Annotated in this window: 26 protein-coding genes; 20 read left to right on the top strand and 6 right to left on the bottom strand. The window is 68.1% G+C overall.

Annotation, left to right across the window (positions count from 1 at the left end; translation table 11 throughout):
• Positions 1 to 26: 26 nt before the first annotated feature.
• Complete coding sequence (locus tag HW532_RS10925; RefSeq protein ID WP_246478691.1) at positions 27 to 581, bottom strand: Lrp/AsnC family transcriptional regulator; 555 nt, start codon at positions 579 to 581, stop codon at positions 27 to 29.
• 34 nt (positions 582 to 615) lie between these two features.
• Here HW532_RS10925 and ehuR point away from each other — a divergent pair, with 34 nt between their 5' ends.
• The 5 genes from ehuR to doeB all read left to right on the top strand — a co-directional run bounded on the left by ehuR (position 616) and on the right by doeB (position 6524).
• Positions 616 to 2007: a MocR-like ectoine utilization transcription factor EhuR gene (gene ehuR / locus HW532_RS10930; protein WP_213160515.1), complete on the top strand. Its 1392-nt coding sequence runs from the start codon at positions 616 to 618 to the stop codon at positions 2005 to 2007.
• A gap of 232 nt (positions 2008 to 2239) precedes the next feature.
• Entirely contained in the window at positions 2240 to 3259 is a 1020-nt protein-coding gene (gene eutB / locus HW532_RS10935) for a hydroxyectoine utilization dehydratase EutB (RefSeq protein WP_213160516.1), read from the top strand.
• Entirely contained in the window at positions 3256 to 4248 is a 993-nt protein-coding gene (locus tag HW532_RS10940) for a cyclodeaminase (RefSeq protein WP_213160517.1), read from the top strand. Before eutB ends, HW532_RS10940 begins: the two co-directional genes overlap by 4 nt.
• A 35-nt stretch (positions 4249 to 4283) precedes the next feature.
• Complete coding sequence (gene doeA / locus HW532_RS10945; protein WP_213160518.1) at positions 4284 to 5468, top strand: ectoine hydrolase DoeA; 1185 nt, start codon at positions 4284 to 4286, stop codon at positions 5466 to 5468.
• 3 nt (positions 5469 to 5471) lie between these two features.
• Positions 5472 to 6524 carry a N(2)-acetyl-L-2,4-diaminobutanoate deacetylase DoeB gene (doeB, locus tag HW532_RS10950; protein WP_213160519.1) on the top strand — a complete coding sequence of 351 codons (1053 nt, stop codon included), beginning with the start codon at positions 5472 to 5474 and terminating at the stop codon, positions 6522 to 6524.
• A 131-nt stretch (positions 6525 to 6655) separates the two neighbouring features.
• On the opposite strand, the gene HW532_RS10955 is transcribed toward doeB, so the two are convergent.
• Complete coding sequence (locus tag HW532_RS10955) at positions 6656 to 7510, bottom strand: isocitrate lyase/PEP mutase family protein (RefSeq protein ID WP_213160520.1); 855 nt, start codon at positions 7508 to 7510, stop codon at positions 6656 to 6658.
• A 288-nt stretch (positions 7511 to 7798) separates the two neighbouring features.
• Here HW532_RS10955 and HW532_RS10960 point away from each other — a divergent pair, with 288 nt between their 5' ends.
• From HW532_RS10960 to znuB, 9 genes are all read left to right on the top strand, one after another.
• The gene (locus HW532_RS10960; RefSeq protein WP_213160521.1) at positions 7799 to 8968 is read left to right on the top strand and encodes an ABC transporter substrate-binding protein; all 1170 of its coding nucleotides are present in this window, start codon (positions 7799 to 7801) and stop codon (positions 8966 to 8968) included.
• Positions 8969 to 9050: 82 nt separating this feature from the next.
• The gene (locus tag HW532_RS10965) at positions 9051 to 9974 is read left to right on the top strand and encodes a branched-chain amino acid ABC transporter permease (RefSeq protein ID WP_213160522.1); all 924 of its coding nucleotides are present in this window, start codon (positions 9051 to 9053) and stop codon (positions 9972 to 9974) included.
• 15 nt (positions 9975 to 9989) lie between these two features.
• Complete coding sequence (locus HW532_RS10970; RefSeq protein WP_213164527.1) at positions 9990 to 10988, top strand: branched-chain amino acid ABC transporter permease; 999 nt, start codon at positions 9990 to 9992, stop codon at positions 10986 to 10988.
• Entirely contained in the window at positions 10981 to 11733 is a 753-nt protein-coding gene (locus tag HW532_RS10975) for an ABC transporter ATP-binding protein (RefSeq protein WP_213160523.1), read from the top strand. Before HW532_RS10970 ends, HW532_RS10975 begins: the two co-directional genes overlap by 8 nt.
• A gap of 48 nt (positions 11734 to 11781) precedes the next feature.
• Positions 11782 to 12483 (top strand): ABC transporter ATP-binding protein, encoded by a 702-nt coding sequence (locus tag HW532_RS10980; protein ID WP_213160524.1) that lies wholly within the window; start codon positions 11782 to 11784, stop codon positions 12481 to 12483.
• 29 nt (positions 12484 to 12512) lie between these two features.
• Positions 12513 to 12968 (top strand): cupin domain-containing protein, encoded by a 456-nt coding sequence (locus HW532_RS10985; protein ID WP_213160525.1) that lies wholly within the window; start codon positions 12513 to 12515, stop codon positions 12966 to 12968.
• A gap of 172 nt (positions 12969 to 13140) precedes the next feature.
• Positions 13141 to 13629, top strand: coding sequence for a transcriptional repressor (locus HW532_RS10990; protein WP_213160526.1), 489 nt, complete (start codon positions 13141 to 13143; stop codon positions 13627 to 13629).
• A complete protein-coding gene (locus HW532_RS10995) occupies positions 13616 to 14413 on the top strand; it encodes a metal ABC transporter ATP-binding protein (protein ID WP_213160527.1) in 798 nt (265 codons plus the stop codon). The genes HW532_RS10990 and HW532_RS10995 overlap by 14 nt, the downstream gene beginning before the upstream one ends.
• 18 nt (positions 14414 to 14431) lie before the next feature.
• On the top strand, positions 14432 to 15241 hold the full coding sequence (znuB, locus tag HW532_RS11000; RefSeq protein WP_213160528.1) for a zinc ABC transporter permease subunit ZnuB: 810 nt from the start codon (positions 14432 to 14434) through the stop codon (positions 15239 to 15241).
• Between the two features lie 103 nt (positions 15242 to 15344).
• Here znuB and HW532_RS11005 read toward each other — a convergent pair whose 3' ends face one another.
• The 3 genes from HW532_RS11005 to HW532_RS11015 form a co-directional block, all read right to left on the bottom strand.
• Positions 15345 to 16154 (bottom strand): MetQ/NlpA family ABC transporter substrate-binding protein, encoded by an 810-nt coding sequence (locus tag HW532_RS11005; RefSeq protein ID WP_213160529.1) that lies wholly within the window; start codon positions 16152 to 16154, stop codon positions 15345 to 15347.
• A gap of 141 nt (positions 16155 to 16295) precedes the next feature.
• The gene (locus HW532_RS11010) at positions 16296 to 16952 is read right to left on the bottom strand and encodes a methionine ABC transporter permease (protein ID WP_213160530.1); all 657 of its coding nucleotides are present in this window, start codon (positions 16950 to 16952) and stop codon (positions 16296 to 16298) included.
• Positions 16933 to 17976, bottom strand: coding sequence for a methionine ABC transporter ATP-binding protein (locus HW532_RS11015; protein ID WP_213164528.1), 1044 nt, complete (start codon positions 17974 to 17976; stop codon positions 16933 to 16935). Before HW532_RS11015 ends, HW532_RS11010 begins: the two co-directional genes overlap by 20 nt.
• 438 nt (positions 17977 to 18414) lie before the next feature.
• Here HW532_RS11015 and HW532_RS11020 point away from each other — a divergent pair, with 438 nt between their 5' ends.
• Positions 18415 to 18942, top strand: a complete 528-nt coding sequence (locus HW532_RS11020) for a DUF6622 family protein (protein WP_213160531.1) — start codon at positions 18415 to 18417, stop codon at positions 18940 to 18942.
• A gap of 54 nt (positions 18943 to 18996) precedes the next feature.
• On the opposite strand, the gene HW532_RS11025 is transcribed toward HW532_RS11020, so the two are convergent.
• Positions 18997 to 19383, bottom strand: a complete 387-nt coding sequence (locus HW532_RS11025; protein WP_213160532.1) for a DUF4168 domain-containing protein — start codon at positions 19381 to 19383, stop codon at positions 18997 to 18999.
• Between the two features lie 265 nt (positions 19384 to 19648).
• Here HW532_RS11025 and HW532_RS11030 point away from each other — a divergent pair, with 265 nt between their 5' ends.
• The 5 genes from HW532_RS11030 to HW532_RS11050 all read left to right on the top strand — a co-directional run bounded on the left by HW532_RS11030 (position 19649) and on the right by HW532_RS11050 (position 22826).
• On the top strand, positions 19649 to 20161 hold the full coding sequence (locus tag HW532_RS11030; protein WP_246478709.1) for a sigma-70 family RNA polymerase sigma factor: 513 nt from the start codon (positions 19649 to 19651) through the stop codon (positions 20159 to 20161).
• Complete coding sequence (locus tag HW532_RS11035; protein ID WP_213160533.1) at positions 20158 to 21078, top strand: anti-sigma factor family protein; 921 nt, start codon at positions 20158 to 20160, stop codon at positions 21076 to 21078. The genes HW532_RS11030 and HW532_RS11035 overlap by 4 nt, the downstream gene beginning before the upstream one ends.
• An 88-nt stretch (positions 21079 to 21166) precedes the next feature.
• Positions 21167 to 21511 (top strand): hypothetical protein, encoded by a 345-nt coding sequence (locus HW532_RS11040; protein ID WP_213160534.1) that lies wholly within the window; start codon positions 21167 to 21169, stop codon positions 21509 to 21511.
• A 116-nt stretch (positions 21512 to 21627) separates the two neighbouring features.
• Positions 21628 to 21858 carry a YMGG-like glycine zipper-containing protein gene (locus HW532_RS11045; RefSeq protein WP_213160535.1) on the top strand — a complete coding sequence of 77 codons (231 nt, stop codon included), beginning with the start codon at positions 21628 to 21630 and terminating at the stop codon, positions 21856 to 21858.
• A gap of 287 nt (positions 21859 to 22145) precedes the next feature.
• The gene (locus HW532_RS11050) at positions 22146 to 22826 is read left to right on the top strand and encodes a pentapeptide repeat-containing protein (protein ID WP_213160536.1); all 681 of its coding nucleotides are present in this window, start codon (positions 22146 to 22148) and stop codon (positions 22824 to 22826) included.

Here is a 22826-nt window from a genome sequence, read left to right on the forward strand (position 1 = left end):
CGGGTGCGCAGACCGCGCGGCCTCGATCAGCCGGCGCGTCCAGACGTTTTTTCTGGCGCGATGTCGCCGTCCGGCACGAGCGTCGCCACCGATGGCTGGAGCGCCGTCTTGACGGCGCGTGTGACCACATAGGTGAAATAGCGGTCGATGCCGATCTCGGCGATGAGCAACCGGTCGATCAGGCGCTGATAGGTGTCGATATCGCGCGCGACCACCTTCAGGAGGTAGTCGATGCCGCCGCCGGTGGCGTAGCACTCCACGACCTCGTCGATCCCGCGCACGGCCTGCTCGAAGCGCGCGAAGTCCTCGTAGCGGTGCTGCTTGAGCGTCACCTCGACCATGACCGTCGTCACCGAGCCGATCTTCTCCAGCGCCACCTCTGCCCGATAGCCCTTGATATAGCCGGCCTTCTCCAGCCGCTTCAGCCGCTCCCAGCACGGCGTGGGCGTGAGATTGACCGTCTCCGCGAGTGCCGACTTGGTCATCCGCCCCTCGCGCTGCAGCGCGGCGAGAATCCTCAGATCGATGGAATCGAGCTTGTCCTGGCGCATGGCCGGCACGATGGGCACAAGGTTCCTCATTGTCAATTGTCATGAAATTGAGCATGCTTTTTTCATGACGAACTGGACTCCCGATCCCAGCACACTGAAACGGCCGGTCTATCAGTCCCTGATGATACAGGTGACCGAGGCCATCGAACGCGGCGAGCTCGCCCCCGGCGAGCGGCTGCCCACCCATCGCGGTCTCGCCGACGCCCTGGGCATCAGCGTCCAGACGGTGAGCCGCGCCTATGACGAGCTGATGCGGCGCGGCTTCATCGTCGGCGAGGTCGGCCGCGGCACCTTCGTCCGGCCCGCCAGGAGCGAGCCCTCCCCGCCCTTCATTACCGACGGGCGCCCCGGCGAGCTTATCGATCTGTCGATCCTGAAACCGGTGAGCGACGAGGCGCATGTGGAGCATATGCGCACCGCGCTCAGGGCGCTCGCCGACGAGCTGCCCCATTCCGTGCTGTTCGCCTTCCGTCCGCAATTCGCGCTCAGGCGCTACCGCGAGACCGCGCTCGACTGGCTGGAGCTGTGCGGCCTTTCCACGCGGCCGGAGAACGTCCAGATCACCAATGGCACCACGCCGGGCATCACGGTTGCCCTCATGTCGGCGGCACGGCCGGGCGACCTCATCGTCACCGAGGGCATCGGGCATCACACCATCGTGCCTCTGGCGGGCTATCTGGGTCTCAGGGTCAAGGGCCTCAAGATCGACGGGGAAGGCATCGTGCCGGAGGCCCTGGAGGAGGCATGCGCCAATGGCTCGGTGCGCGCCCTGTTCACCGTGCCGTCGGCGGCCAATCCGACCACCGCGATGATGAGCCGCGAGCGCCGCGAGGCGCTGGTGGAGATCGCCCGGCGCCACGACCTCACCATCATCGAGAACGACGCGTGGGGCCCGCTGATCGAGGGCCGCCCGCCGCCCATCGCCGCGCTCGCCCCGGAGCGCACGCTCTATGTCACGAGCTTCACCAAATGCGTGATGCCCGGTCTGCGCACCGGCTATCTCGTCGCGCCCGACGCCATGATTCCCGCCGTTGCCAACCGGCTGCTCGTCACCAACTGGATGGCGACGGCGCTCATCGCCGAGCTCGCCGCGCGCTGGATCGGCGACGGTACGGCGCTGGAGCTCATGACGTGGCAGCGCGAGGCGCTGCGCGTCCGCCACGAGACGGCCTCCGCGATCCTCGGCGACCTCGCCTGCCGCAGCCACGCCCGGGGGCTCCACATCTGGCTGCCCCTGCCGCCGGGCTGGCGGGAGGAGGAGTTCGTCTCCCATGCGCGCCTGCAGGGCGTCGCCCTCGCTCCGGGCAGCTCCTTCCTGACCGATGCGTCCCTGCCGGCGCCCGGCGCGGTGCGCATCAGCGTGGGGTCGACCTCGCTCGACCGCCTGCGCATGGGGCTCGCCACGGTTCTGCGCCTCGTCGGCAGCCCGCCCGAGCCGGCGCTCCTGGCGATCTGATCCCCGGCCCGGCCAAGGGAGACGGCACCGGAAAACAGCGCCGAACCGGCAATATTGTCATGACGCAATATTTCGATTGACCGTAAATTGTCATTGTCTCACGGTCGCCAGAACCACGACAAATCTCGTGGATGCCGGCAACCCGCCCAGCGCTCCCCTTGTTGGAGAAACCCGACCGCAGAAACGGTGCGCGGGGGCAGGACATGCCGGAGCGCAACCCGAAGGGGCGGCCATGGAGACAGGAACCGGCACAATCGGACAGGGCCTCGGCCTTGCGGATATCGAGGGCGCGCGCGAGCGCATCGCGCCCCATATCCGCCGTACGCCGATGGAGCCCTCGCCCTCGCTCGCCGCGCTCACCGGCGCGCCGGTGCATCTGAAGCTCGAGCACCACCAGAGCACGGGCAGCTTCAAGCTGCGCGGGGCGACGAACGCCGTGCTGAGGCTGTCGCCGGAGGAACGTACGCGCGGCATTGTCGGCGTCTCGACCGGCAATCACGGCCGCGCGCTCGCCCATGCCGCCGCCGCCGTCGGCGCGCGCGCCGTCATCTGCATGTCCGCCCTCGTGCCCCAGAACAAGCGCGACGCCATCGCCGCGGAGGGCGCGGAGATCCGTATTGTCGGGCGCTCCCAGGACGAGGCCCAGCACGAGGTCGACCGGCTGGTGCGCGAGGAGGGCATGGTCATGCTGCCGCCCTTCGACCACGCCGACATCATCGCGGGCCAGGGCACGCTGGGGCTGGAGATCCTCGACGACCTGCCGGATGTAGAGACGGTGCTCGTCCAGCTCTCCGGCGGCGGGCTCATCGCCGGCGTGGCGCTGGCGCTCAAGGCGGTGAACCCCGCCATCCGCGTGATCGCCGTCTCCATGGAGCGCGGCGCGGCCATGCACGCCTCGCTGAAGGCCGGCCACCCCGTGGAGGTGGAGGAGCTTCCGACGCTCGCCGACTCGCTCGGCGGCGGCATCGGGCTCGACAACCGCTATACCTTCGCCATGGCGCGCGACCTCGTCGACGAGGTGATGCTTCTCGACGAGGCGGAGATCGCCGGCGGCATCCGCCACGCCTACTGGCAGGAGCGCCAGATCGTGGAAGGCGCCGGCGCCGTCGGCATCGCCGCGATCCTCACCGGCCGGCTCGGCAGGACGGGCAGGACCTGCGCCATCCTGTCGGGCGGCAATATCGACATGGCGCTGCACCATCGCATCGCCGGCGGCGAAAATGTGGACCTTGCCCGGGAGCCCGCCTCATGACGACAATCCGGATTCTCACCGAAGGCGACCTCAAGGCCCGTATCGGCCTCGACGCGGCGAGCGTCGCCTGCGTGGAGGAGGCCTTCGCCAAACTCGCCACCGACACTGTGGTGATGCCGCCGATCCTCTCCATGACCATTCCCGAGCACAATGGCGAGGTCGACGTGAAGACGGCCTATGTGCCGGGTCTTGCGAGCTTCGCGCTCAAGGTCTCGCCGGGCTTCTTCGACAATCCCAAGCTCGGCCTGCCGAGCCTCAACGGGCTGATGGTCGTGCTGAGCGCGGAGACCGGGCTCGTGGAGGCGCTGCTGCTCGACAACGGCTATCTCACCGATATCCGCACCGCCGCCGCCGGCGCGGTGGCAGCCAAGCATCTCGCGCGCGCCGACGCCCATAGCGCGGCCATTCTCGGCGGCGGCCTCCAGGCCCGCCTGCAGCTCGAGGCGCTGACGCTGGTGCGCCCCATCGAGCGAGCCTGGCTGTGGGCACGCCGCGAGGAACAGGCGCGCGAGGCCGCCGACGAGCTCTCCGCGAAGCTCTCCATCCCGGTGGAGGCGACCGCGGGCGCCGAGGAGGCCGTCAAGGCCGCCGACATCGTGGTCACGACAACGCCGGCGACGAGCCCCGTTCTGGAGGCCGAATGGCTGCGCCCCGGCCAGCATGTGACCGCCATGGGCTCCGACAATGCGCACAAGAACGAGATCGCGCCGGAGGCCCTGCTGCGCGCCGATCTCTATGTCTGCGACCGGCTGTCCCAGGTCCGTGCGCTGGGCGAGCTGCACCATGCCATCGAGCAGGGTCTCGTCTCCGGCGAGGCGGAGTTTCCCGAGCTCGGCGAGGTGATTGCCGGCGCGCGCTCCGGTCGCACCGACGATACCCAGATCACGCTTGCCGATCTGACCGGCACGGGCGTACAGGACACCGCAATCGCAACCCTTGCCCGCGAGCGCTGCGAAGCCGCGGGGATCGGGGCGGAATTCCAGGCGTAACAGGCCGGCAGGGCCAGCCATTCAGGAGTGCGTAGATGGGCGAGGTTCAGCTCAATTTCGACCGTGCGGAATACCAGGACCGCATTGCGCGCACGCGCGCCGCCATGGAGCGCGACGGGATCGATCTCCTGATCGTTTCCGACCCGTCCAACATGGCCTGGCTCACCGGCTATGACGGCTGGTCGTTCTATGTGCACCAATGCGTGCTGCTCGGGCTCGAGGGCGATCCTGTCTGGTTCGGCCGGTTCATGGACTCCAACGGCGCCAAGCTCACCGTGTTCATGGATCACGACGACATCGTCGGCTATCCCGACATCTATGTGCAGTCGACCGAGCGCCACCCGATGGACTATCTCGCCCGCGAGGTGATCGCGGCGCGCGGCCTGGACACGGCGCGCATCGGCGTGGAGATGGACAATTACTACTTCTCCGCGGCCGCCTTCGCCGCGCTCCAACGCCACCTGCCCGACGCCCGCTTCCGCGATGCGACCGGTCTCGTCAACTGGCAGCGCGCAGTGAAGAGCCCGCGCGAGATCGATTATATGCGCCGCGCCGCGCGCATCGTGGAGGCCATGCATGCCCGCATCCTGGAGCTCATCGAGCCCGGCATGCAGAAGAACGCGCTGGTCGCGGAAATCTATCACACCGGCGTCACCGGGGTGAACGGCTATGGCGGCGACTATCCGGCCATTGTGCCGATGCTGCCGTCGGGCATGGAGGCGACCGCGCCGCACCTCACCTGGGACGACCGGCCGTTCAAGGCCGGCGAGGGCACCTTCTTCGAGATCGCCGGCTGCCACAAGCGCTATCACTGCCCGCTGTCGCGCACCGTGTTCCTCGGACGGCCGCCGCAGAAATACCGCGATGCGGAGACCGCCGTGCTCGACGGCATCGCCGCGGGGCTGGAGGCCGCAAGGCCCGGCAACACCTGCGAGGATGTCGCGCTCGCCTTCTTCGCCGCGCTCAGGACGCACGGCTTCGACAAGGAGAGCCGCACCGGCTATCCGATCGGGCTGTCCTATCCGCCCGACTGGGGCGAGCGCACAATGAGCCTGCGCCCCGGCGACACCACGGTGCTCCAGCCCGGCATGACCTTCCATTTCATGCCGGCCCTGTGGCTCGACGACGGCGGGCTGGAGATCACCGAAAGCATTCTCATCACCGAGACCGGGTGCGAGCCCCTGTGCGACTATCCGCGCGAGCTTTTCGTGAAGGACTGAGCGATGGCCCTGAATACCAGCGTTGTCGGAAAGAAGGCGGTCCAGCAGGTCCGCTCAACGCCGCTTGCCGTGAACCCCATCGTGCCGACGGTCGATTTCGACGCCGACGGCGTGCAGCACGGCCATCTGCGCCTGCCCTATTCGCGCGACGATTCCGCCTGGGGCTCGATCATGATCCCGATCACGGTCATCCGCAACGGCGCGGGGCCGACGGCGCTTCTGACCGGCGGCAATCACGGCGACGAATATGAGGGCCCGATCGCGCTGTTCGATCTGGCGCTCAATCTCGACCCGGAACAGGTGACCGGCCGCGTCATCATCGTGCCGGCCATGAACTATCCCGCCTTCTGCGCGTGCCGGCGGACCTCGCCCATCGACGGGGCGAACATGAACCGGCTGTTCCCGGGCCGGGCCAACGGCACGGTCAGCGAGAAGATCGCGGACTATTTCCAGACCGCGCTCCTGCCGCTGGCCGATATCGTGCTCGACTTCCATTCCGGCGGCCGCACGCTCGACTTCGTGCCTTTCGCCGCCGCCCATCTCCTCGACGACAAGGACCAGGAAGCCGAGTGCATGGCGGCGATGGAGGCCTTCAACGCCCCCTATAGCGTGCGCATGCTGGAGATCGACAATGTCGGCATGTACGACACCGCGGCGGAGAACATGGGCAAGGTGTTCGTGACCACCGAGCTCGGCGGCGGCGGCACGGCGACCGCCTGGAGCGCGTCCATCGCGCGCAAGGGCGTGCGCAACCTGCTCGTCCATGCCGGCATCCTCGACGGCGAGATCGCGCTGGAGCAGACGGTCTATCTCGACATGCCGTCCGCGGACTGCTTCGTTTTCGCCGAGCACGAGGGGCTGGTGGAGCCCTGCATCGGGCTCGGGGACCTCGTCCGCAAGGGCGACCCCATCGCCCGCATCCACCCCTTCCACCGCACCGGCAGCCCGCCGGCCACCTATGTGGCGAAGATGGACGGCCTGCTTGCCGGGCGCCATTTCCAGGGGCTCGCCAAGATGGGCGACTGCCTCGGCGTCGTCGCGGTGCCGGTGGGCTAGGCCGGTCGGTAGACGGCCAGGTATCCTCCGGTCATGCCGGCGCAGGCGGGCATCCAGCCCGGGTTTCCGACTGCGCGGGAACGAGCGCGGAGCGATGCCATCCGAACCTGACTGGATTGCGCTCGCGCCCCTCAGCGCGCCCAGCGCTTCTCGAACGCCCAGATCTCCTCGAAGCCCATGAGGCGGGTCATCTCCGCGAACGGATAGAGGTCGAGCCCGGCTTCCGCGCTCGAGCCCTCGGCGGCGAGCGTGCGGTATGTCCGCTCCAGCGCGGCGGCGGAGGCCAGAAGGCCCGTCACGGGGAAGATCGCCATGGCGAAACCGAGCGCGGCGAGCCGGTCGCGCCCGAGAAGCGGCGTGCGCCCGCCCTCCACCATGTTGGCGAGCACCGGGCGGCCGAGCTCGGAGGCGATCCGGGCCATCTCCTCCTCCGTTTCCGGCGATTCCACGAACAGGATGTCCGCGCCCGCCTCCGCATAGGCCGCGGCGCGCTCCAGCGCCTCGTCGAGGCCGTGGGCGGTGCGCGCGTCGGTGCGCGCGACGATCAGGAAGTCGTCCGACTGCCGCGTATCGCAGGCGAGTGCGATCTTGTCGGCCATGTCGTCCGCCGCGATCACCTGCCGGCCCGGCGTGTGGCCGCACTTCTTCGGGAAGAGCTGGTCCTCAAGCTGGATGCCGGCCGCCCCCGCCCGCTCGTAGCCCTGGACGGTGCGCCTGAGATTGACGAGCCCGCCATAGCCCGTATCGCCGTCGGCAATGACGGGCACCGACACCGCCCCGGCGATGACCGCCACCCGGCCTACCATCTCCGTATAGGTCGCAAGCCCCGCGTCGGGCAGGCCGAGATGGGCCGCCACCGTGCCGAAGCCCGTCATGTAGAGGACCGGGAAGCCCGCCCGTTCGGCAAGCTTCGCCGAGATCGGGTCGTAGACCCCCGGCGCGACGATCAGCTCCCCGCGGTCCAGCAGGGTCTTCAGGGTTTTCATGGGGCAGCCTCCTCCCGGTCAATACTTCCCGCGCAATTGGCCACGCGCAGTCGCCAGAAGGCAAGGGCTTCTGATAAGCTCGCCCGTCCGGGGGCAAGAATCGACGATTTTCGAGCTGGGGGCTTGGCAGGGAAGATATTTTAAACTTAAAGTATACCGCGTGGGGTCTGCCGGATCCGGATCATGGGGAGTGACCGGGGCCGGATGATCGGCGATGATCCGCCGGTTCGGGACCTGCCGTGCCCACAGGGGGCTTGCGCAGGACGGAGATTGGGAGGAGGAGAATCCATGAGAAAGTTCATGACTGCGGCCGCGCTGGCGGCGTCGGCCCTCGTCGGTGCGGCCGCCGCCCAGGCGGAGCCGCTGAAGATCGGAATGATGGTCACGCTGTCCGGCCCGCCGGCCGCGCTCGGCGAGCATATCCGCGACGGCTTCATGCTGGGCATCAAGCATGCCGGCGGCAAGCTCGGCGGCCAGGACACCGAGGTCATCGTCGTCGATGACGAGTTGAAGCCCGATGTGGCGCTCACCAAGGTGAAGGGCTTGTTGGAACGCGACGAGGTCGATTTCGTGACCGGCATCGTGTTCTCAAACATCCTCCAGGCCATCTTCAAGCCGGTCACGGAATCGGAGACCTTCCTGATCGGCGCGAATGCCGGCACCTCGACCTTTGCCGGGCGCGGCTGCAACGAGTATTTCTTCTCCACCTCCTGGCAGAACGACACGATCCACGAGGTCATGGGCAAATACGCCCAGGACAAGGGCTACAAGCGCGCCTTCCTGATGGCGCCGAACTACCAGGCCGGCAAGGATTCCATCACCGGCTTCAAGCGCTATTTCGAGGGCGAGGTGGTCGACGAGGTCTACACCAAGCTCGGCCAGCTCGACTTCTCCGCCGAGCTCGCCCGCATCGCCGCGGCGAAACCGGACGTGTTCTTCACCTTCATGCCGGGCGGCATGGGCGTGAACCTCGTGAAGCAGTACCGCCAGGCGGGGCTGGTGGATACGATCCCCTTCCTGTCGGCCTTCACCGTCGACGGCACGACGCTGCCGGCCACGAAGGATGCCGCCCTCGGGCTCTATTCGTCCTCGCAATGGGCGCCCGACCTCGACAACGAGGCCAACAAGAAATTCGTCGCCGACTTCGTGGAGGAATACGGCTACATGCCCTCGCTCTATGCGAGCCAGGGCTACGACGCCGCCCAGCTCATCGACTCCGCGGTCAAGGCCGTCGATGGCGACCTCTCCGACAAGGACGCGGTGATCGCGGCGCTGAAGAAGGCGGACTTCGCCTCCGTGCGCGGCGACTTCTCCTTCAACAACAACCACTTCCCCATCGAGGATTATTACCTCGTGGAGGCGGTGAAGCGCGATGACGGCTTCTATGCCGTGAGCGCGAAGGAGAAGGTGTTCGACGACTATGGCGACGTCTATGCCAAGGACTGCCCGATGAAATGATCGGCACGGTTGCCGGCCGGCGCCTCCGCCAGGGGGTGCCGGCCGGTCCCGACGCGTTCGCCACGATGCCCCGGTCCGCCCCATGAACACAATGCTGCTCGCCGTCCAGACCCTCAACGGGCTCCAGCTCGGCATCCTGCTGTTTCTCATTGCGGGCGGGCTGACCCTGGTCTTCGGCGTCATGGACTTCATCAATCTGGCCCATGGCGTCCAGTACATGATCGGCGCCTATTTCGCCGTGGCCTTCTACGGGCTGACCGGCAACTTCTTCTTCGCGCTCGTCCTCGCGCTCGTCGCCTCCATGGCCTTCGGCCTCCTCCTGGAGCTCGTGGTGTTCCGGCATTTCTACGACCGGGACCATCTCGACCAGGTGCTGGCCACCTTCGGCGTGATCCTGTTCCTCAACGAGGGGGTGAAGGTCGTCTGGGGCTCCGCACCGCTGACCCTGCCCATGCCGGAGGCGCTGTCGGGCTCCATCGTGCTGATGGACGGGCTGCTTTATCCCGTCTACCGCATCGCCCTGATCGTGGCGGGGCTGGCGGTCGCCTTCGGTCTCTATCTCGTCGTCCAGCGCACCAGGGTCGGCATGCTGGTGCGCGCCGGCGCGACCAATGCGGCGATGGTCTCCGCCCTCGGCGTCAATATCGGCCGGCTGTTCATGATCGTCTTCGGCGTCGGGGCGATGCTGGCGGGCTTCGCCGGCATCATGGCCGCCCCGATCCTCGCCGTTCAGTCCGGCATGGGCGACAATCTCCTGATCCTCGCCTTCGTCGTCATCGTGATCGGCGGCATCGGCTCGATCCGCGGGGCGTTTCTCGCCGCGCTGATCGTCGGGCTCGTGGACACGATCGGGCGCTCCTTCGCCACCGACATCTTCAAGCTGGCCCTCACCCCGTCGGCGGCCAACGAGGTCGGGCCCGCCGTCGCCTCCATGCTGATCTATATCCTCATGGCGGGCGTTCTCTACTTCCGTCCGAGCGGGCTGTTCCCCGCCCCCGGCAAATAGGACCGATCCATGACGATGAGCGAGGCCGCGAACAAGGTGGCGGAGGCGACGCAGACGGGCACCGGCCGGCGACGCTTCGCCGCCCGCCACTGGATCGCCCTTGCCGCCTTTACCGCCCTGGCGCTCGTGCCCGTCGTCGCCACGCTCGACGACGACCCGTTCCTGATGCTCATGGGCACGCGGATCATGATCTTCGCCATGGCCGCGGTCAGCCTCGACCTGATCCTCGGCTACGGCGCCATGGTGAGCTTCGGCCATGCCGCCTTCATCGGGCTCGGCGCCTATGCCATCGGGATCGCCTCCTATCACGGGCTGGAAGAGGCGCTCGTCACCTTCCCCCTGGCCATCGTGTCGGCGGCCGTCTTCGCGCTCGTCACCGGCGCGATCTGCCTGAAGACGCGCGGCGTCTACTTCATCATGATCACGCTCGCCTTCGGGCAGATGATCTATTACACCGCGACCAGCCTGTCGGCCTATGGCGGAGACGACGGGCTGACCATCTGGAGCCGGTCGACCGTGCTCGGCTCGGGCATACTGGAGAACGACACGGTCTTCTTCTATGTCGTCCTCGCCCTGCTCGCGGGCGCCTATCTGCTCTGCCGCACCGTCGTCGCCTCGCGCTTCGGCCGGGTGCTCATGGGCTGCCGGCAGAGCCCGATGCGCATGCGCGCGCTCGGCGTCGACCCCTTCGCCTACCAGCTCGTCGCCTATTGCATCGCCGGCGCCATTGCGGGGCTCGCCGGCGCGCTGCTCGCCAACCAGATCGAGTTCGTGAGCCCGGCCTACATGTCCTGGCAGCGCTCCGGCGACCTCATCATCATGGTGGTGCTCGGCGGCATGGGCACACTGACGGGGCCCATCCTCGGCGCGGCGGGCTATCTGGCCCTGGAGGAGATCCTCTCCCACATCACCCAGCACTGGCGGATCATCTTCGGCCCGCTCATCATCCTGATCGTGCTGTTCGCACGCGGCGGCGCCATCCGCCTTCTGGACCGGAGGCGCGACCATGGCTGACGCCATCCTGACGCTGGAGGGGCTGGAGAAGAACTTCGGCGCGCTCAAGGTGACCGACAGCCTGTGGCTCGACGTGAAGCCGGGCGAGCTCCATGCCGTCATCGGCCCGAACGGCGCCGGCAAGACCACGCTGATCGGCCAGATCTCCGGCGCGCTCCAGCCCGATGCCGGACGGGTGCTCTTCAAGGGCGAGGACATCACCGCCGAGCCCATGCACGCACGCACGCAAAAGGGGCTCGCCCGCTCCTTCCAGATCACCACCATCCTGCCCGACTTCACGGTGCTGGAGAATGTGGCGCTCGCCGTGCAGGCCCGCGAGGGCCACAGCTTCCATTTCTTCAGGCCGGCGGCCCGCGACGACACGCTGAACGAGCCCGCGCTCGCCGCTCTCGACCGGGTCGGACTTGGCGAGCGCGCCGCCGTGCGCGCCGGCGCCCTGAGCCATGGCGAGAAGCGCCGGCTGGAGCTCGCCATCGCCATCGCCACCGCACCGGAGCTCCTGCTGCTCGACGAGCCCATGGCAGGGGCGGGACACGAGGAATCGGACGCGCTGGTCGAGACGCTCCGGTCCCTGCGCGGCCATTACGCCATCGTCCTCGTGGAGCACGACATGCGCGCCGTCTTCGCGCTTGCCGACCGCATCTCCGTGCTCGTCTATGGCAGGGTGATCGCCACGGGCACGCCGGACGAGATCCGCCGCGACCCGGAGGTGCGCAAGGCCTATCTGGGCAGCGAGGCGGCGTGATGATACCTGGAGCGTTCTGCACCGGCCCGGACAAATGCGAGGATCGCCATGCTCGAGGTTGAGGGGATCGAGGCGGCCTATGGCGACAGCCAGGTGCTGTTCGGCGTCTCGCTCGACGTGCGCGACGGCGAGATGGTGACGCTGCTCGGCCGCAACGGCATGGGCAAGACCACGACCATCGGCGCGATCATGGGGCTCCTGCCGGTCAAGGCGGGACGCATCGGCTTCGACGGCACCGATCTCACCGGCACCCCGCCCTATCGCGCGGCGCGCGCGGGCCTCGGCCTCGTGCCGGAGGGCCGCCAGATCTTCCCGACGCTGTCGGTGGAGGAGAATCTCGTCGCCACCGCGGCGCCCCCGCGCAACCGCACACCCGGCTGGACCCTCGACGGCGTCTACACGCTCTTTCCCCGTCTGGCGGAGCGGCGGCGCAATATGGGCAGCCAGATCTCCGGCGGCGAGCAGCAGATGGTCGCCATCGCCCGCGCGCTCATGACCAACCCGAAGCTCCTGATCCTCGACGAGGCAACGGAAGGCCTCGCGCCGATCATCTGCGAGGAGATCTGGTCCTGCCTGGAACGGCTGAAGGCGGACGGCCAGTCGATCCTGATCGTGGACAAGAATGTCGACGTGCTCGCCAGGCTGGCCGACCGGCACATGATCCTCGAAAAGGGACGGATCGTATGGGCCGGCACGAGCGCGGAGCTGAAGCGCGACCCGCAGCTCACCGAACGCTATCTGCTTGTTTGACCGTGGACACCGCCAAGGGAGACACCCCCATGACCATACCGACAATGACGCCCGGCATCACGCGCGCAAGCGACGGCATCGACGGCATAAGCTGGGACATTCTGGGCCAGACCTACGTGCCCAAGCAGCTCTCGGAGGACTCCTTCGCCTGGCACGCCACCCTGCCGTCGGGCACCTTCGTGCCGCCGCATATCCACCCCACGCAGGACGAGTTCATCTATCTCGTGGAAGGCCGTCTCGACCTCAAGCTCGCCGGCGAGGACCACAACGCCGCCCCCGGCGATCTCATCCGCCTGCCGATGGGCATTCCCCACGGCATCTTCAACAATGGCGGCGACACCGTGCGGTGCCTGTTCTGGGTGGCCCCCACGCGCCGCCTGTTCGACCTGTTCGGGAAGCTCCACGGCCTGACCGACCCGAACGAGGTGGTCCGCATCTCCGCCGAGCACGAGGTCGACTTCCTGCCGCCGGACGAGGCCGCCTAGAGCGCTTTCAGGAAAAGTGGAGACCGGCTTTTCCGGTTCGAAAGCGCGGCAATACAGGGACCTGGAAATGCGCTCTAGGCCAGCCGGATCGCGGGGTCCGGGCCGCTTTCCCGCTTGAACCGTCTCCATAATGTAATAATATAACATTTATGGAGACGGAAAGGCGGCCATCATGAACCGGCACCTGTTTCCCGATCCCCGCCACGACCACCGCGATTGCGTGGACGAGACGCTGGATCGGGCCGAGCGCCAGTGCGCCCGCGAGGGCGTGCGGCTGACACCGCTGCGCCGCGAGGTCCTGGGCATCATCGCATCGGGCCACGAGGCGCTCGGCGCCTACGACATCATCGAGCGCATGGGCGGCACGGACGGGCGCCCTCCGGCGCCGATCACGGTCTATCGCGTGCTCGACTTCCTGCGCGAGCACGGCCTTGTCCACAAGGTGGAGAGCAAGAACGCCTATGTGGCCTGCAGCCATGCGCACGGACCGGCGGAACGCGCCCTGCTCATGATCTGCGAGGACTGCGGCACGGTCGCGGAGCTGGAGGCGCCGGGCGTCTTCGCCGCGATTGACGAGGCGAGCCGCGAGTGCGGCTTCGCCAACGCCCATTCCGTGGTCGAGCTGCACGGGCGATGCGGGCATTGCCATGCCGCAGCCTGAGCCCCTCCCGCCCCGGTCCGCAGCCACGGAACCGCGCGCGCTTGTCGATGCGCACGGCCTGTCGATCGCGCTTGGCGGACGGACCATCCTCGACCATGTGGACATGACCGTCAGCCGTGGCGAGATCGTCACCGTCATCGGGCCGAACGGCGCGGGCAAATCCACGCTGGTGAAGATCCTGCTCGGTCTCCTGAAGCCCGATGCCGGCAGCGTGGGGCGCGCGCCGGGCCTGACCGTCGGCTACGTGCCCCAGCGCTTTCCGCTGGAGAACCTCGTGCCGCTGACGGTCGAGCGGCTCATCACCATGACCGTGCGGGCGGGCCGCGCGGCAGTCACGGCGGCGCTGGAGGAGACCGGCATTCCCCATCTCAGGGACGCCGATGCGGCGGGGCTGTCCGGCGGCGAGTTCCAGCGCGCCCTTATTGCGCGCGCCCTCCTGCGCGATCCCGACCTCCTCGTGCTCGACGAGCCGGTCCAGGGTGTCGACTTCACCGGCGAGACGAAGCTCTACCGGCTGATCGGCGAGATCCGCGACCGGCGCGGCTGCGGGGTCGTGCTGATTTCCCACGATCTCCATGTCGTCATGGCCGAGAGCGACCGGGTGATCTGCCTCAACGGCCATGTCTGCTGCGAGGGCGTGCCCGAGACGATCCGGACGGACCCGGAATTCATGCGGCTGTTCGGCCCCGCCGCCGCGCGCCATCTCGCCATCTACCCGCATGCCCATGATCACGATCACGGCCACGATCATGAGCACGAGCACGGCGAACGCGCCGCCTCCTGAGAGAAAGACGTATTCGCGATGTGGACCGAACCGTTCTTCCTGCGCGCGATGGCCGCCGGCCTCGGCCTTGCCCTCATCGCCGGGCCGCTCGGCTGCTTCATCGTGTGGCGGCGCATGGCCTATTTCGGCGACACGCTCGCCCATTCGAGCCTGCTGGGCGTCGCCCTGGGTCTGCTTGCGGGCATCGACCTCACGCTCGGCGTGATCGCCTGCGCCGTCGTGCTCGCGCTCTCGCTCGTGGCGCTGCAATCGCGCCGCATGCTCGCCTCCGACACGCTGCTCGGCATCCTGTCCCACAGCGCGCTGGCCTTCGGCCTCATCGCGGCGAGCCTGCTGACCACCGTCCGCTTCGACCTCATGAGCTATCTGTTCGGCGACATCCTGGCGGTCACGCGCGAGGATATCGCCTGGATCTATGGCGGGGGCGCGCTGGCGCTGGCGCTTCTGGCCACACTCTGGCGCCCGCTTCTGGCGCTCACCGTGCACGACGAGCTCGCGCGCGCCGAGGGCGTGCCGGACGCCCCCGTCCGCCTCGGCTTCATGCTGCTCATCGCCTTCGTCATCGCGATCGCCATGAAGATCGTCGGCATCCTGCTCATCACAGCCATGCTGATCATTCCGGCCGCCGCCGCGCGCCGTTTCGCGCGAACCCCGGAAGCCATGGCCGCCATCGCCGCGGTGATCGGCATGATCGCCGTCCTCGGCGGGCTCGCCATGTCCGCCGATTTCGACACGCCGTCGGGCCCCTCCATCGTGGCGGCCGCGGCGGTGCTCTGCCTCATCGCGCTCCTCGTCCCGAAGCGCGCGCCCCGCACGGGCCGGCTGTGACCCCGGACACGGGGGGCCCGGAACGACAAGTCCCCCACGCCCGAGGGGGCGAGGGGGACGCAAAGACCGCCAGCCGATGGCGGAACGGGGCAGGCGCCCGGGCTTACCAGGCCGGCAGGATGGAGCCCTTGAAGCGCTCCTCCAGGAAGTCCGCCACCTCGGGAGACTGGTAGGCCTCCACGAAGGTCTTCACCGCCGGCTTGTCCTTGTCCTCAACGCGCACGGCGATGATGTTCGCATAGGGATTGTTCTCGCGCGCCTCCTGGGCGATGGAGTCCTCGGCCGGATTGAGGCCCGCCTCCAGCGCGTAGTTGCTGTTGATGACGGCGGCGTCCACATCGTTGAGCGCCCGGGCGAGCTGCGCGGCGTCGAGCTCGACGAAGCGAAGCGCCTTCGGGTTCTCCGCGATGTCGATGACGCTCGGCGTGAGGCCGACGCCGTCCTTCAGCGTGATGAGCCCTTCCGCCTGGAGCAGCAGAAGCGCGCGCCCGCCATTGGTCGGATCGTTGGGGATGCCGACGCTGGCGCCCTCGGCGAGCTCGTCGAGGCTCTTCACGCTGTTCGAATAGGCGCCGATGGGCGTGACGAAGGTATTGCCCACGGGCACGATCTCATAACCGCGCGCCTCGATCTGGTTATCGAGATAGGGCACGTGCTGGAAGGCGTTGGCATCGAGCTCGCCGGCCGCCAGCGCCTCGTTGGGCAGCACATAGTCGCCGAACACGACGAGCTCCAGATCGAGCCCCTTCTTCTCGGCGACGCCCTGCACGACGGCGAGGATCTCCTCCGCCGGGCCGGACATGATGCCGACCTTGAGGCTGTCCTGTGCCTGGGCGGCGAGGCTGCCCGCCGCGAGCGTCGCGAAGGCGCCGAGGAGCGCGCCGCGAACTATTGTCCGGAAACGGGTGGTCATGGGTCTTTCCTTTCTTCGGATCTCCAGATCGACCTGCACTCAGGCGGACTCGCCCGAGTGCAGAAAAATTGAATAGTTTCAAATCGTTAGCGAAACTTGTCTGTGTCGGCCGGACGCAGGTCGCTCCAATGGGGGAGGCGATCAGATTCGCTTGTTGAGCCGCGCCGCCAGCCGGTCTCCGGCGAACTGCACGGCGGACACGAACACGATGAGGACGACGATGACGGCGGCCATGACCGTCGTGTCGAAACGCTGGTAGCCGTAGCGGATGGCAAGGTCGCCCAGGCCCCCGCCGCCGACCACGCCCGCCATGGCCGACTGGCCGATCAGCGCGACGATGGTGATGGTGAAGCCCGCGACGAGCCCCGGCAGGGCCTCCGGCACCAGCACCTTGACGACGAGGTCGCGGCGCGTGCCGCCCATCGCCTCGACCGCCTCGATGAGCCCCCGGTCGACCTCGCGCAGCGCCACCTCGGCAATGCGCGCATAGAACGGGATCGCCGCGATCGACAGCGGCACGATGGCCGCCACCGTGCCGATGGAGGTGCCGACCACGAGACGCGTGAACGGGATCAGCGCCACCAGCAGGATGATGAAGGGCGTGGAGCGGAAGATGTTCACGAGCGAGCCCGCGACCCGGTTGAAGCCCGGCGCCGGCAGGAGGCCGTCGCGCGCGGTGACGACGAGCAGGATGGCGAGCGGCAGGCCGAGCACGAGCGTGGCCGCGCCGGAGGCTGCGACCATGAGCAGCGTCTCCTCGGCCGCCGCGACGAACAGGTCAATGAGTTGGGGCGACATATCCGACAAGCTCCGCTGACTGGGCGCGCTCGCCCAGGAAACCGACAATCTCGTCCAGCGGCCGTGGCAGGTCCGCCGGCAAGGCGATGACGAGCACGCCGACCGGCGTGCGCTTGATGTACTCGACCGTGCCGTGGAGCACGCTCGCGGCCACGTCGAGCCGGCGCGCGAGCTCCGCGATCACGGGTTCTCCGGCGCCCTCGCCGGAGAATCTGAGGCGGATGAGGGCCTGCGCTCCGGGCCGGGGCTCCGCCTCGATGCGCTCGGCGAGCGCGGAGGGAAGGTCGGGCATGACCTCCTGGAGCAGGCTGCGCGTCACCGCGCTCTCCGGCGCGGCGAAGATCTCCGCCACCGGCCCCTCCTCCACGATGCGGCCGCGCTCCAGCACCACCATCCGGTCGCACAGGTCGCGCACCACCGACATCTCGTGGGTGATGAGCACAATGGTGAGGCCGAGCTTGGTATTGATGTCGGCGAGCAATGCGAGGATCTGGCGCGTGGTCTCCGGATCGAGCGCGGAGGTCGCCTCGTCGCACAGCAGGATACGCGGCTCGGTGGCGAGCGCCCGGGCGATGCCGACGCGCTGCTTCTGCCCGCCCGACAGCTTCGCGGGATAGGCGTCGCGCTTGTCGGCAAGGCCCACAAGGTCGAGCAGACGCGCGACGCGCTCCTCGATCCTCGCGCGCGGCACGCCGGCAAGCTCGAGCGGCAGCGCCACATTGCCGAAGACCGTGCGCGAGGAAAGCAGGTTGAAATGCTGGAAGATCATGCCAATGGTACGGCGCAGGGCGAGAAGCTCCGACGCCCCGTAGCGGGTCACGTCCTCGCCATCGATCAGGACGGCGCCCGTATCCGGCCGCTCCAGCCCGTTGATGCAGCGAAGCAGCGTGCTCTTGCCCGCCCCGCTGCGGCCGATGATGCCGAGGATCTCGCCGGGCCGCACGGCAAGCGAGACATCGTCGAGGGCGGCCACCGTTTCGTTCTGTTTACCGAACGACTTGCGCAACCCCGACAGGCCGATAATGGCATGGCGGGCCTCGCCCGGCTGCGTGCCGGCACGGGCCGCAGTGCTCTCCGGGGCCGCATGAACGGTCGGATCCGCCTTGCTGGAACCGGACTTTATCGCCTTGTTTATCAATGCTCTACGAGCCTCCCATGGCTAGGCGGCCGGCTTGCGAGCATGTCGGGAAACAACGCGTCGAACGGACGTCGGGGACATCGCTTTAGCGGGTTTTCTAGAGCGCTCGCAAGCTGACCTTCAAATCAGCGCTTCGTTCGTAAAATAGAACGACGTGGCGAGACGTCAACCGAAAATGCTGCGCCGCGATATGCAGGTTTCGCATTGCAGGGTCACAGAACTGACAGATCGGGACCGCCCCGAGCCCCCCATTGCACCGGCCGGCATCTTCTGCAAGATCGGCGGAGTGGGGATCACAACGACAAACGCATCGGGGGCAGCACCATGGAGTTGGCCTGGGAGATCGCGACCGGCACGCCCCTGTGGGTCTACGCGCTGTTCGCCTTTCTCGTGTTCCGCGGCATCAAGGCCATGCGGCCGGGCGCCGGGCCCCTGTGGCGGCTCGCGATCATCCCGGCGGTCTTCGCGGTGTGGGGGCTCCACGATCTTGCCACGCAGATCGGCTTCGGCCCGGCAACGCTTGGCGGCTGGGGCGCCGCGCTCGTCATCGGCGGCGCGTCCGGCTGGCTGCTGACACGGCACACGCCTGTCGCAGCGGACAAGCAACGCGGCTGGATCGGCCTGCCCGGCAGCGCCATGACATTGGTGGTGATCCTGGCGATCTTCGCGGTGAACTACGCGCTCGGCGTGGCGGCCGCCATGTCGCCGGACGCCATGGCGACGCCCGCCTTCAGGATCGTCGACATCGCCATTTCGGGGCTCGGAACAGGGATATTCGCCGGCAAGTTCCTGCAGTTCCGGCAAAAGTTCGCGGCCGCGCCCCATCGCGACCTGACGGGCAGGGCCGGATAGGACCGGCGCCCCGGACATCCCGACGGCGCCGGCCCTTGCCCGTCTCCGGCGGGATCAGTTCGCGTTCTGGCGCAGCTCCTGGATGCGGCTCGCCAGCGCCTGGTCCTGCTGGGCCGCGCGATAGATCTTGTTGTAGTCCTCCACGCTGAGGCCCGAGGACTGCACGGCCTGGGTCATCTCCGTGGTGGCCTCCTCGCGCAGCGCCTGCACCTGGTCCTGGCCCTCGGCCTCCGCCAGGCGCGGGGCCCACTTCTTGTTGAGCTCCTCGACCTTGAGCGAGGCCTCCGCGAAGGCCTTGACCGTGCCCGGGTCGAGCTGGGTGGCGGCCGGCGGGGTCTGCCCGTTGCTCTGCTGGGCGTGGGCGGCCACGACCGGGGCGGCCAAGAGGGCGAAAGCACCAAGGGCCGCTGTCGCAATGGAGCGGCGCATCGAGATCGTCATGAGGGAGGTCTCCTTCGGTTTCCAGACGATAGGTGGCAGGCAACGGACAGGAGCCCGCAACCCGCAAGAAGGACGGGGCGGAAGGGTCGCGAGTTCCTCAAGCCCGTCATCTTTTTCCGCCAGCCTCTTCCCACAGGCGCAGGACACGGCGCGCCGGCGGTCCTTTTTTCGGGAACCTTTGGCCGGCTCGCGCCGTCTGTTGAACGGGACCCCAGAACGGCATCCGACGGGATCTGCGCCGCCCGGCCGGGCCAGGGAGCAGCAAGTGGACGACCTGAGATGGACGATCGCACGCCAGATGCCGCATCTGCGACGCTACGCCATCGCGCTCACGCGCAATCGCGACGAGGCGGACGATCTCGTTCAGGACTGCCTGGAGCGGGCGCTGCGCAAGCGGCATCTGTGGCGGCGGCGCGGCAATATCAGGAGCTGGCTGTTCCGCATCCTCTACCGCACGCATATCGACCACAAGCGGCGGCGCAGGCCGACAACCGTTCCCGCCAGCAGCGAGGTGATCGACCATGTCGACGCACAGGCGCCCGACCAGGAGCCCCGGCTTGAATGCCGCAATATCGCGGAGGCGCTCGACCGCCTGCCGCACGACCAGCGCGCGGTCATCCTTCTCGTCGCGCTGGAGGGGATGTCCTACGACGAGGTCGCCGATGTCATGGGAATACCGATCGGGACGGTGCGGTCCCGGTTGTCGCGGGGCCGCGAGAGTCTGAGACAGCTTCGCGCCAGCGAAACGGCCCGGCCCCGGCTGAGGAGTGTGAAATGAGCAAGGACACCGAACCGATCGGCGAACGCGATCTCATGGCCTATGCGGACGGTTTTCTGGACGCCGACCCCGCGCGCAAGGCCGCCGTCGAGCGCCATCTGGAACACGATGCCTGCGCGCGCGCCCATGTCGCCGAGATCGCGGCGCAGAACGAGGAGATCCGCGCCTTCTACGGGCGCGCGCTCGCCGAGCCCGTGCCCGAACGGGTTCAGGCCGCGCTGTCCGGCATGCCCGCCGCCCGCAGCCGCGCCACGCTCAGGGCGGCCTCGGTCGCGGCGCTGACCGTCATTGCGGCGGGCGGCGGCTGGATGTTCGGGCACTCCGACGGCGGTGTCGGCGACTGGACCCCCGACCGCTTCGTGACCAGCGCCGCGCTCCACCATGGCGAGGCGGAGACCCGGAACGCGATGGCGACGGGTGCCGGCATCGAGCCCATGGGCAAGCCGCTCGCCTGGCTCAACCAGAGGATATCGCTGGAGATCGCGGCCCCCGATCTCTCCGTGGAGGGCTTCACGCTCGTCGACAAGGAGAAGATCGGGGCGGACAGCGATCCGACCGTGCGGCTGGTCTACCGCGCCGACGACGACACCACGCTGAACCTCTTCCTGAGGCCGCGCTGGGAGGAACGGGGCGACCATATCGCACGGACGGAAGCCAATGGCGTGACCGTCCATTACTGGCTCGACGGCCCCCTCGCCGTCGCGCTCACCACCGATGCGGCCGGCGAGGATGCCGACCGGCTGGCCGCGGCGGTCCACCGCTCCGTGAAGCGCACGAGGCTCGTGGAACAACCGCCCGCGACGGCGCTGGACTCGGCCAGCCCCCGTGCCATGCCGATGGCCGTCGGAAGCGACGGCCTCGCACCGCTGCCGGCCGGCAGCGTCGCCGCCGACGCGCCGGATCGCCAGCTCAACTGAGAAGACCGTCCAACCCCGGTTCACCAAGACGGGCATCGCCGCGGCCGCCCCGGCCGGGCGAGCCCAGAACGACAGAGGAAACATCGCAATGACCTTCCTGCCGCTTTCGCCTCTCCTGCCCCTCCTGATGGCACTCGCCCTCATTGCGCTCAGCCCCGCCGCCACGGCCGCGGCGCAATGGCAGCAGCGCTTCCTGGACCTGGTTCTCGACGAGAATGCCGCGGTGACGAAGGCCAAGTGGATCGCCAGCGACGTCTTCTGGGCCGCGGTGCCCGACAATGGCGAGAAGCAGAGCGGCACAGCCAAATCGCTGTGCAAGTATGTCGCCCGGGTCGATGCGCCGGACGATGCGCATTTCCGCATCCATCTGTGGAGCGCGCAGCAGCGCAGCCTCGGCGACGGCGTGGTGCTCGGCGAGGCGCAATGTCCGTGAGAAGGCCGCGCCCGCGCCTTCAAATCTCCACCTTCCAGGAACAAATTCCCTGTCATCCGTGTTTAGGGGACAGGGAGGCTGCATGCCTCCGACTGCCAGAGAGAAGGAGGATCGCCATGCGTGCCAACACCATTACGGGCGCTGCCGCCATACTCGCCTTGTCCATGCTGGTTGCGGCGTGCGGCCATACGCCGGGCGAGCGCGCCCTTTCGGGCGGGGCCATCGGCGCGGGCGCAGGCGCGGGCCTTGCGGCCATAACCGGCGGTAGCGTCGGCACCGGCGCGCTCGTCGGCGGCGCCGCCGGCGCCGTGACGGGTGCCGTCACCAGCGACGACGACCATTACTGAGGCGGGATCCGACAAACCTGCCTGTCAGGGATCGCCGCATGCGGTCTCCGTCCGGAGTGGCGGGGTCCGCATGCGGCGCATGGACCCTTTCCGCCCGGCGCCCTGTCGTCCTGGGCAACGATGCACTACCATCGATTCCCGAGGGTGGCTCGCGTGAGAGGGGGCGTTCCGGATCAGACGATCCCGCCAGGGTCGTTCGATCTGTTTCAAGGGACTGGCGCAACCCGAATGCATCCAATCGATTGGACGCATGTTGCACCAGAGGAACGCCAGGAAAGGGAACGTCCATGGCATTGCGATATTGTCTGCCAATCGTTTTGGCGCTGCTCCTGACCACCGCTCACGCACAGGCCGACTGCAAGAGCGCTCCCGGGCCGGGGCTCGACTGGTCGGGCTGCCTGAAGGAAAAGCTGATGCTCGACGACGCCGAGCTCATGGACAGCGACCTGTCCGGGGCATTCCTGTCGGGCACGAGTTTCGCGGATGCCCGAATGAAGGGCGCGAAGCTGATCAAGGCGGAACTCAGCCGCGCCTCCTTCAAGGGGGCCGACCTCGAAGGGGCGGACCTGTCGAAGGCGATCGGCGGGCGCATCGACTTTTCCGGCGCGAACCTCGCCGGGGCCAATCTCGAAAAGGCGGAATTCCACCGGTCGATCTTCGCCGGGGCGAATCTCGCCGGCGCGAACATGTCGAGAAGCGAATTCTCCCGCGCCACATTCGACGGCGCGGACCTCACCGGCGTGAACCTGCACCATTCCAACATCTCGCGGGCGAGCTTCAAGGACGCCACCCTTGCGGGCGTCAACATGAAGGGCGCGTACATGTACCGCGCCGAAATCGCCGGGACCGACCTGAGCGCGGTGGAAGGGCTCAGCGGCGACCAGATCGAGATCGCCTGCGGCGACGACGCAACGGTGCTGCCCGACGGGCTGGACCATCCCGCCGACTGGCCCTGCACGGCGGACTGA

Source organism: Kaustia mangrovi (genome assembly GCF_015482775.1).
In the GTDB taxonomy this organism is placed as follows: Bacteria; Pseudomonadota; Alphaproteobacteria; order Rhizobiales; family Im1; genus Kaustia; species Kaustia mangrovi.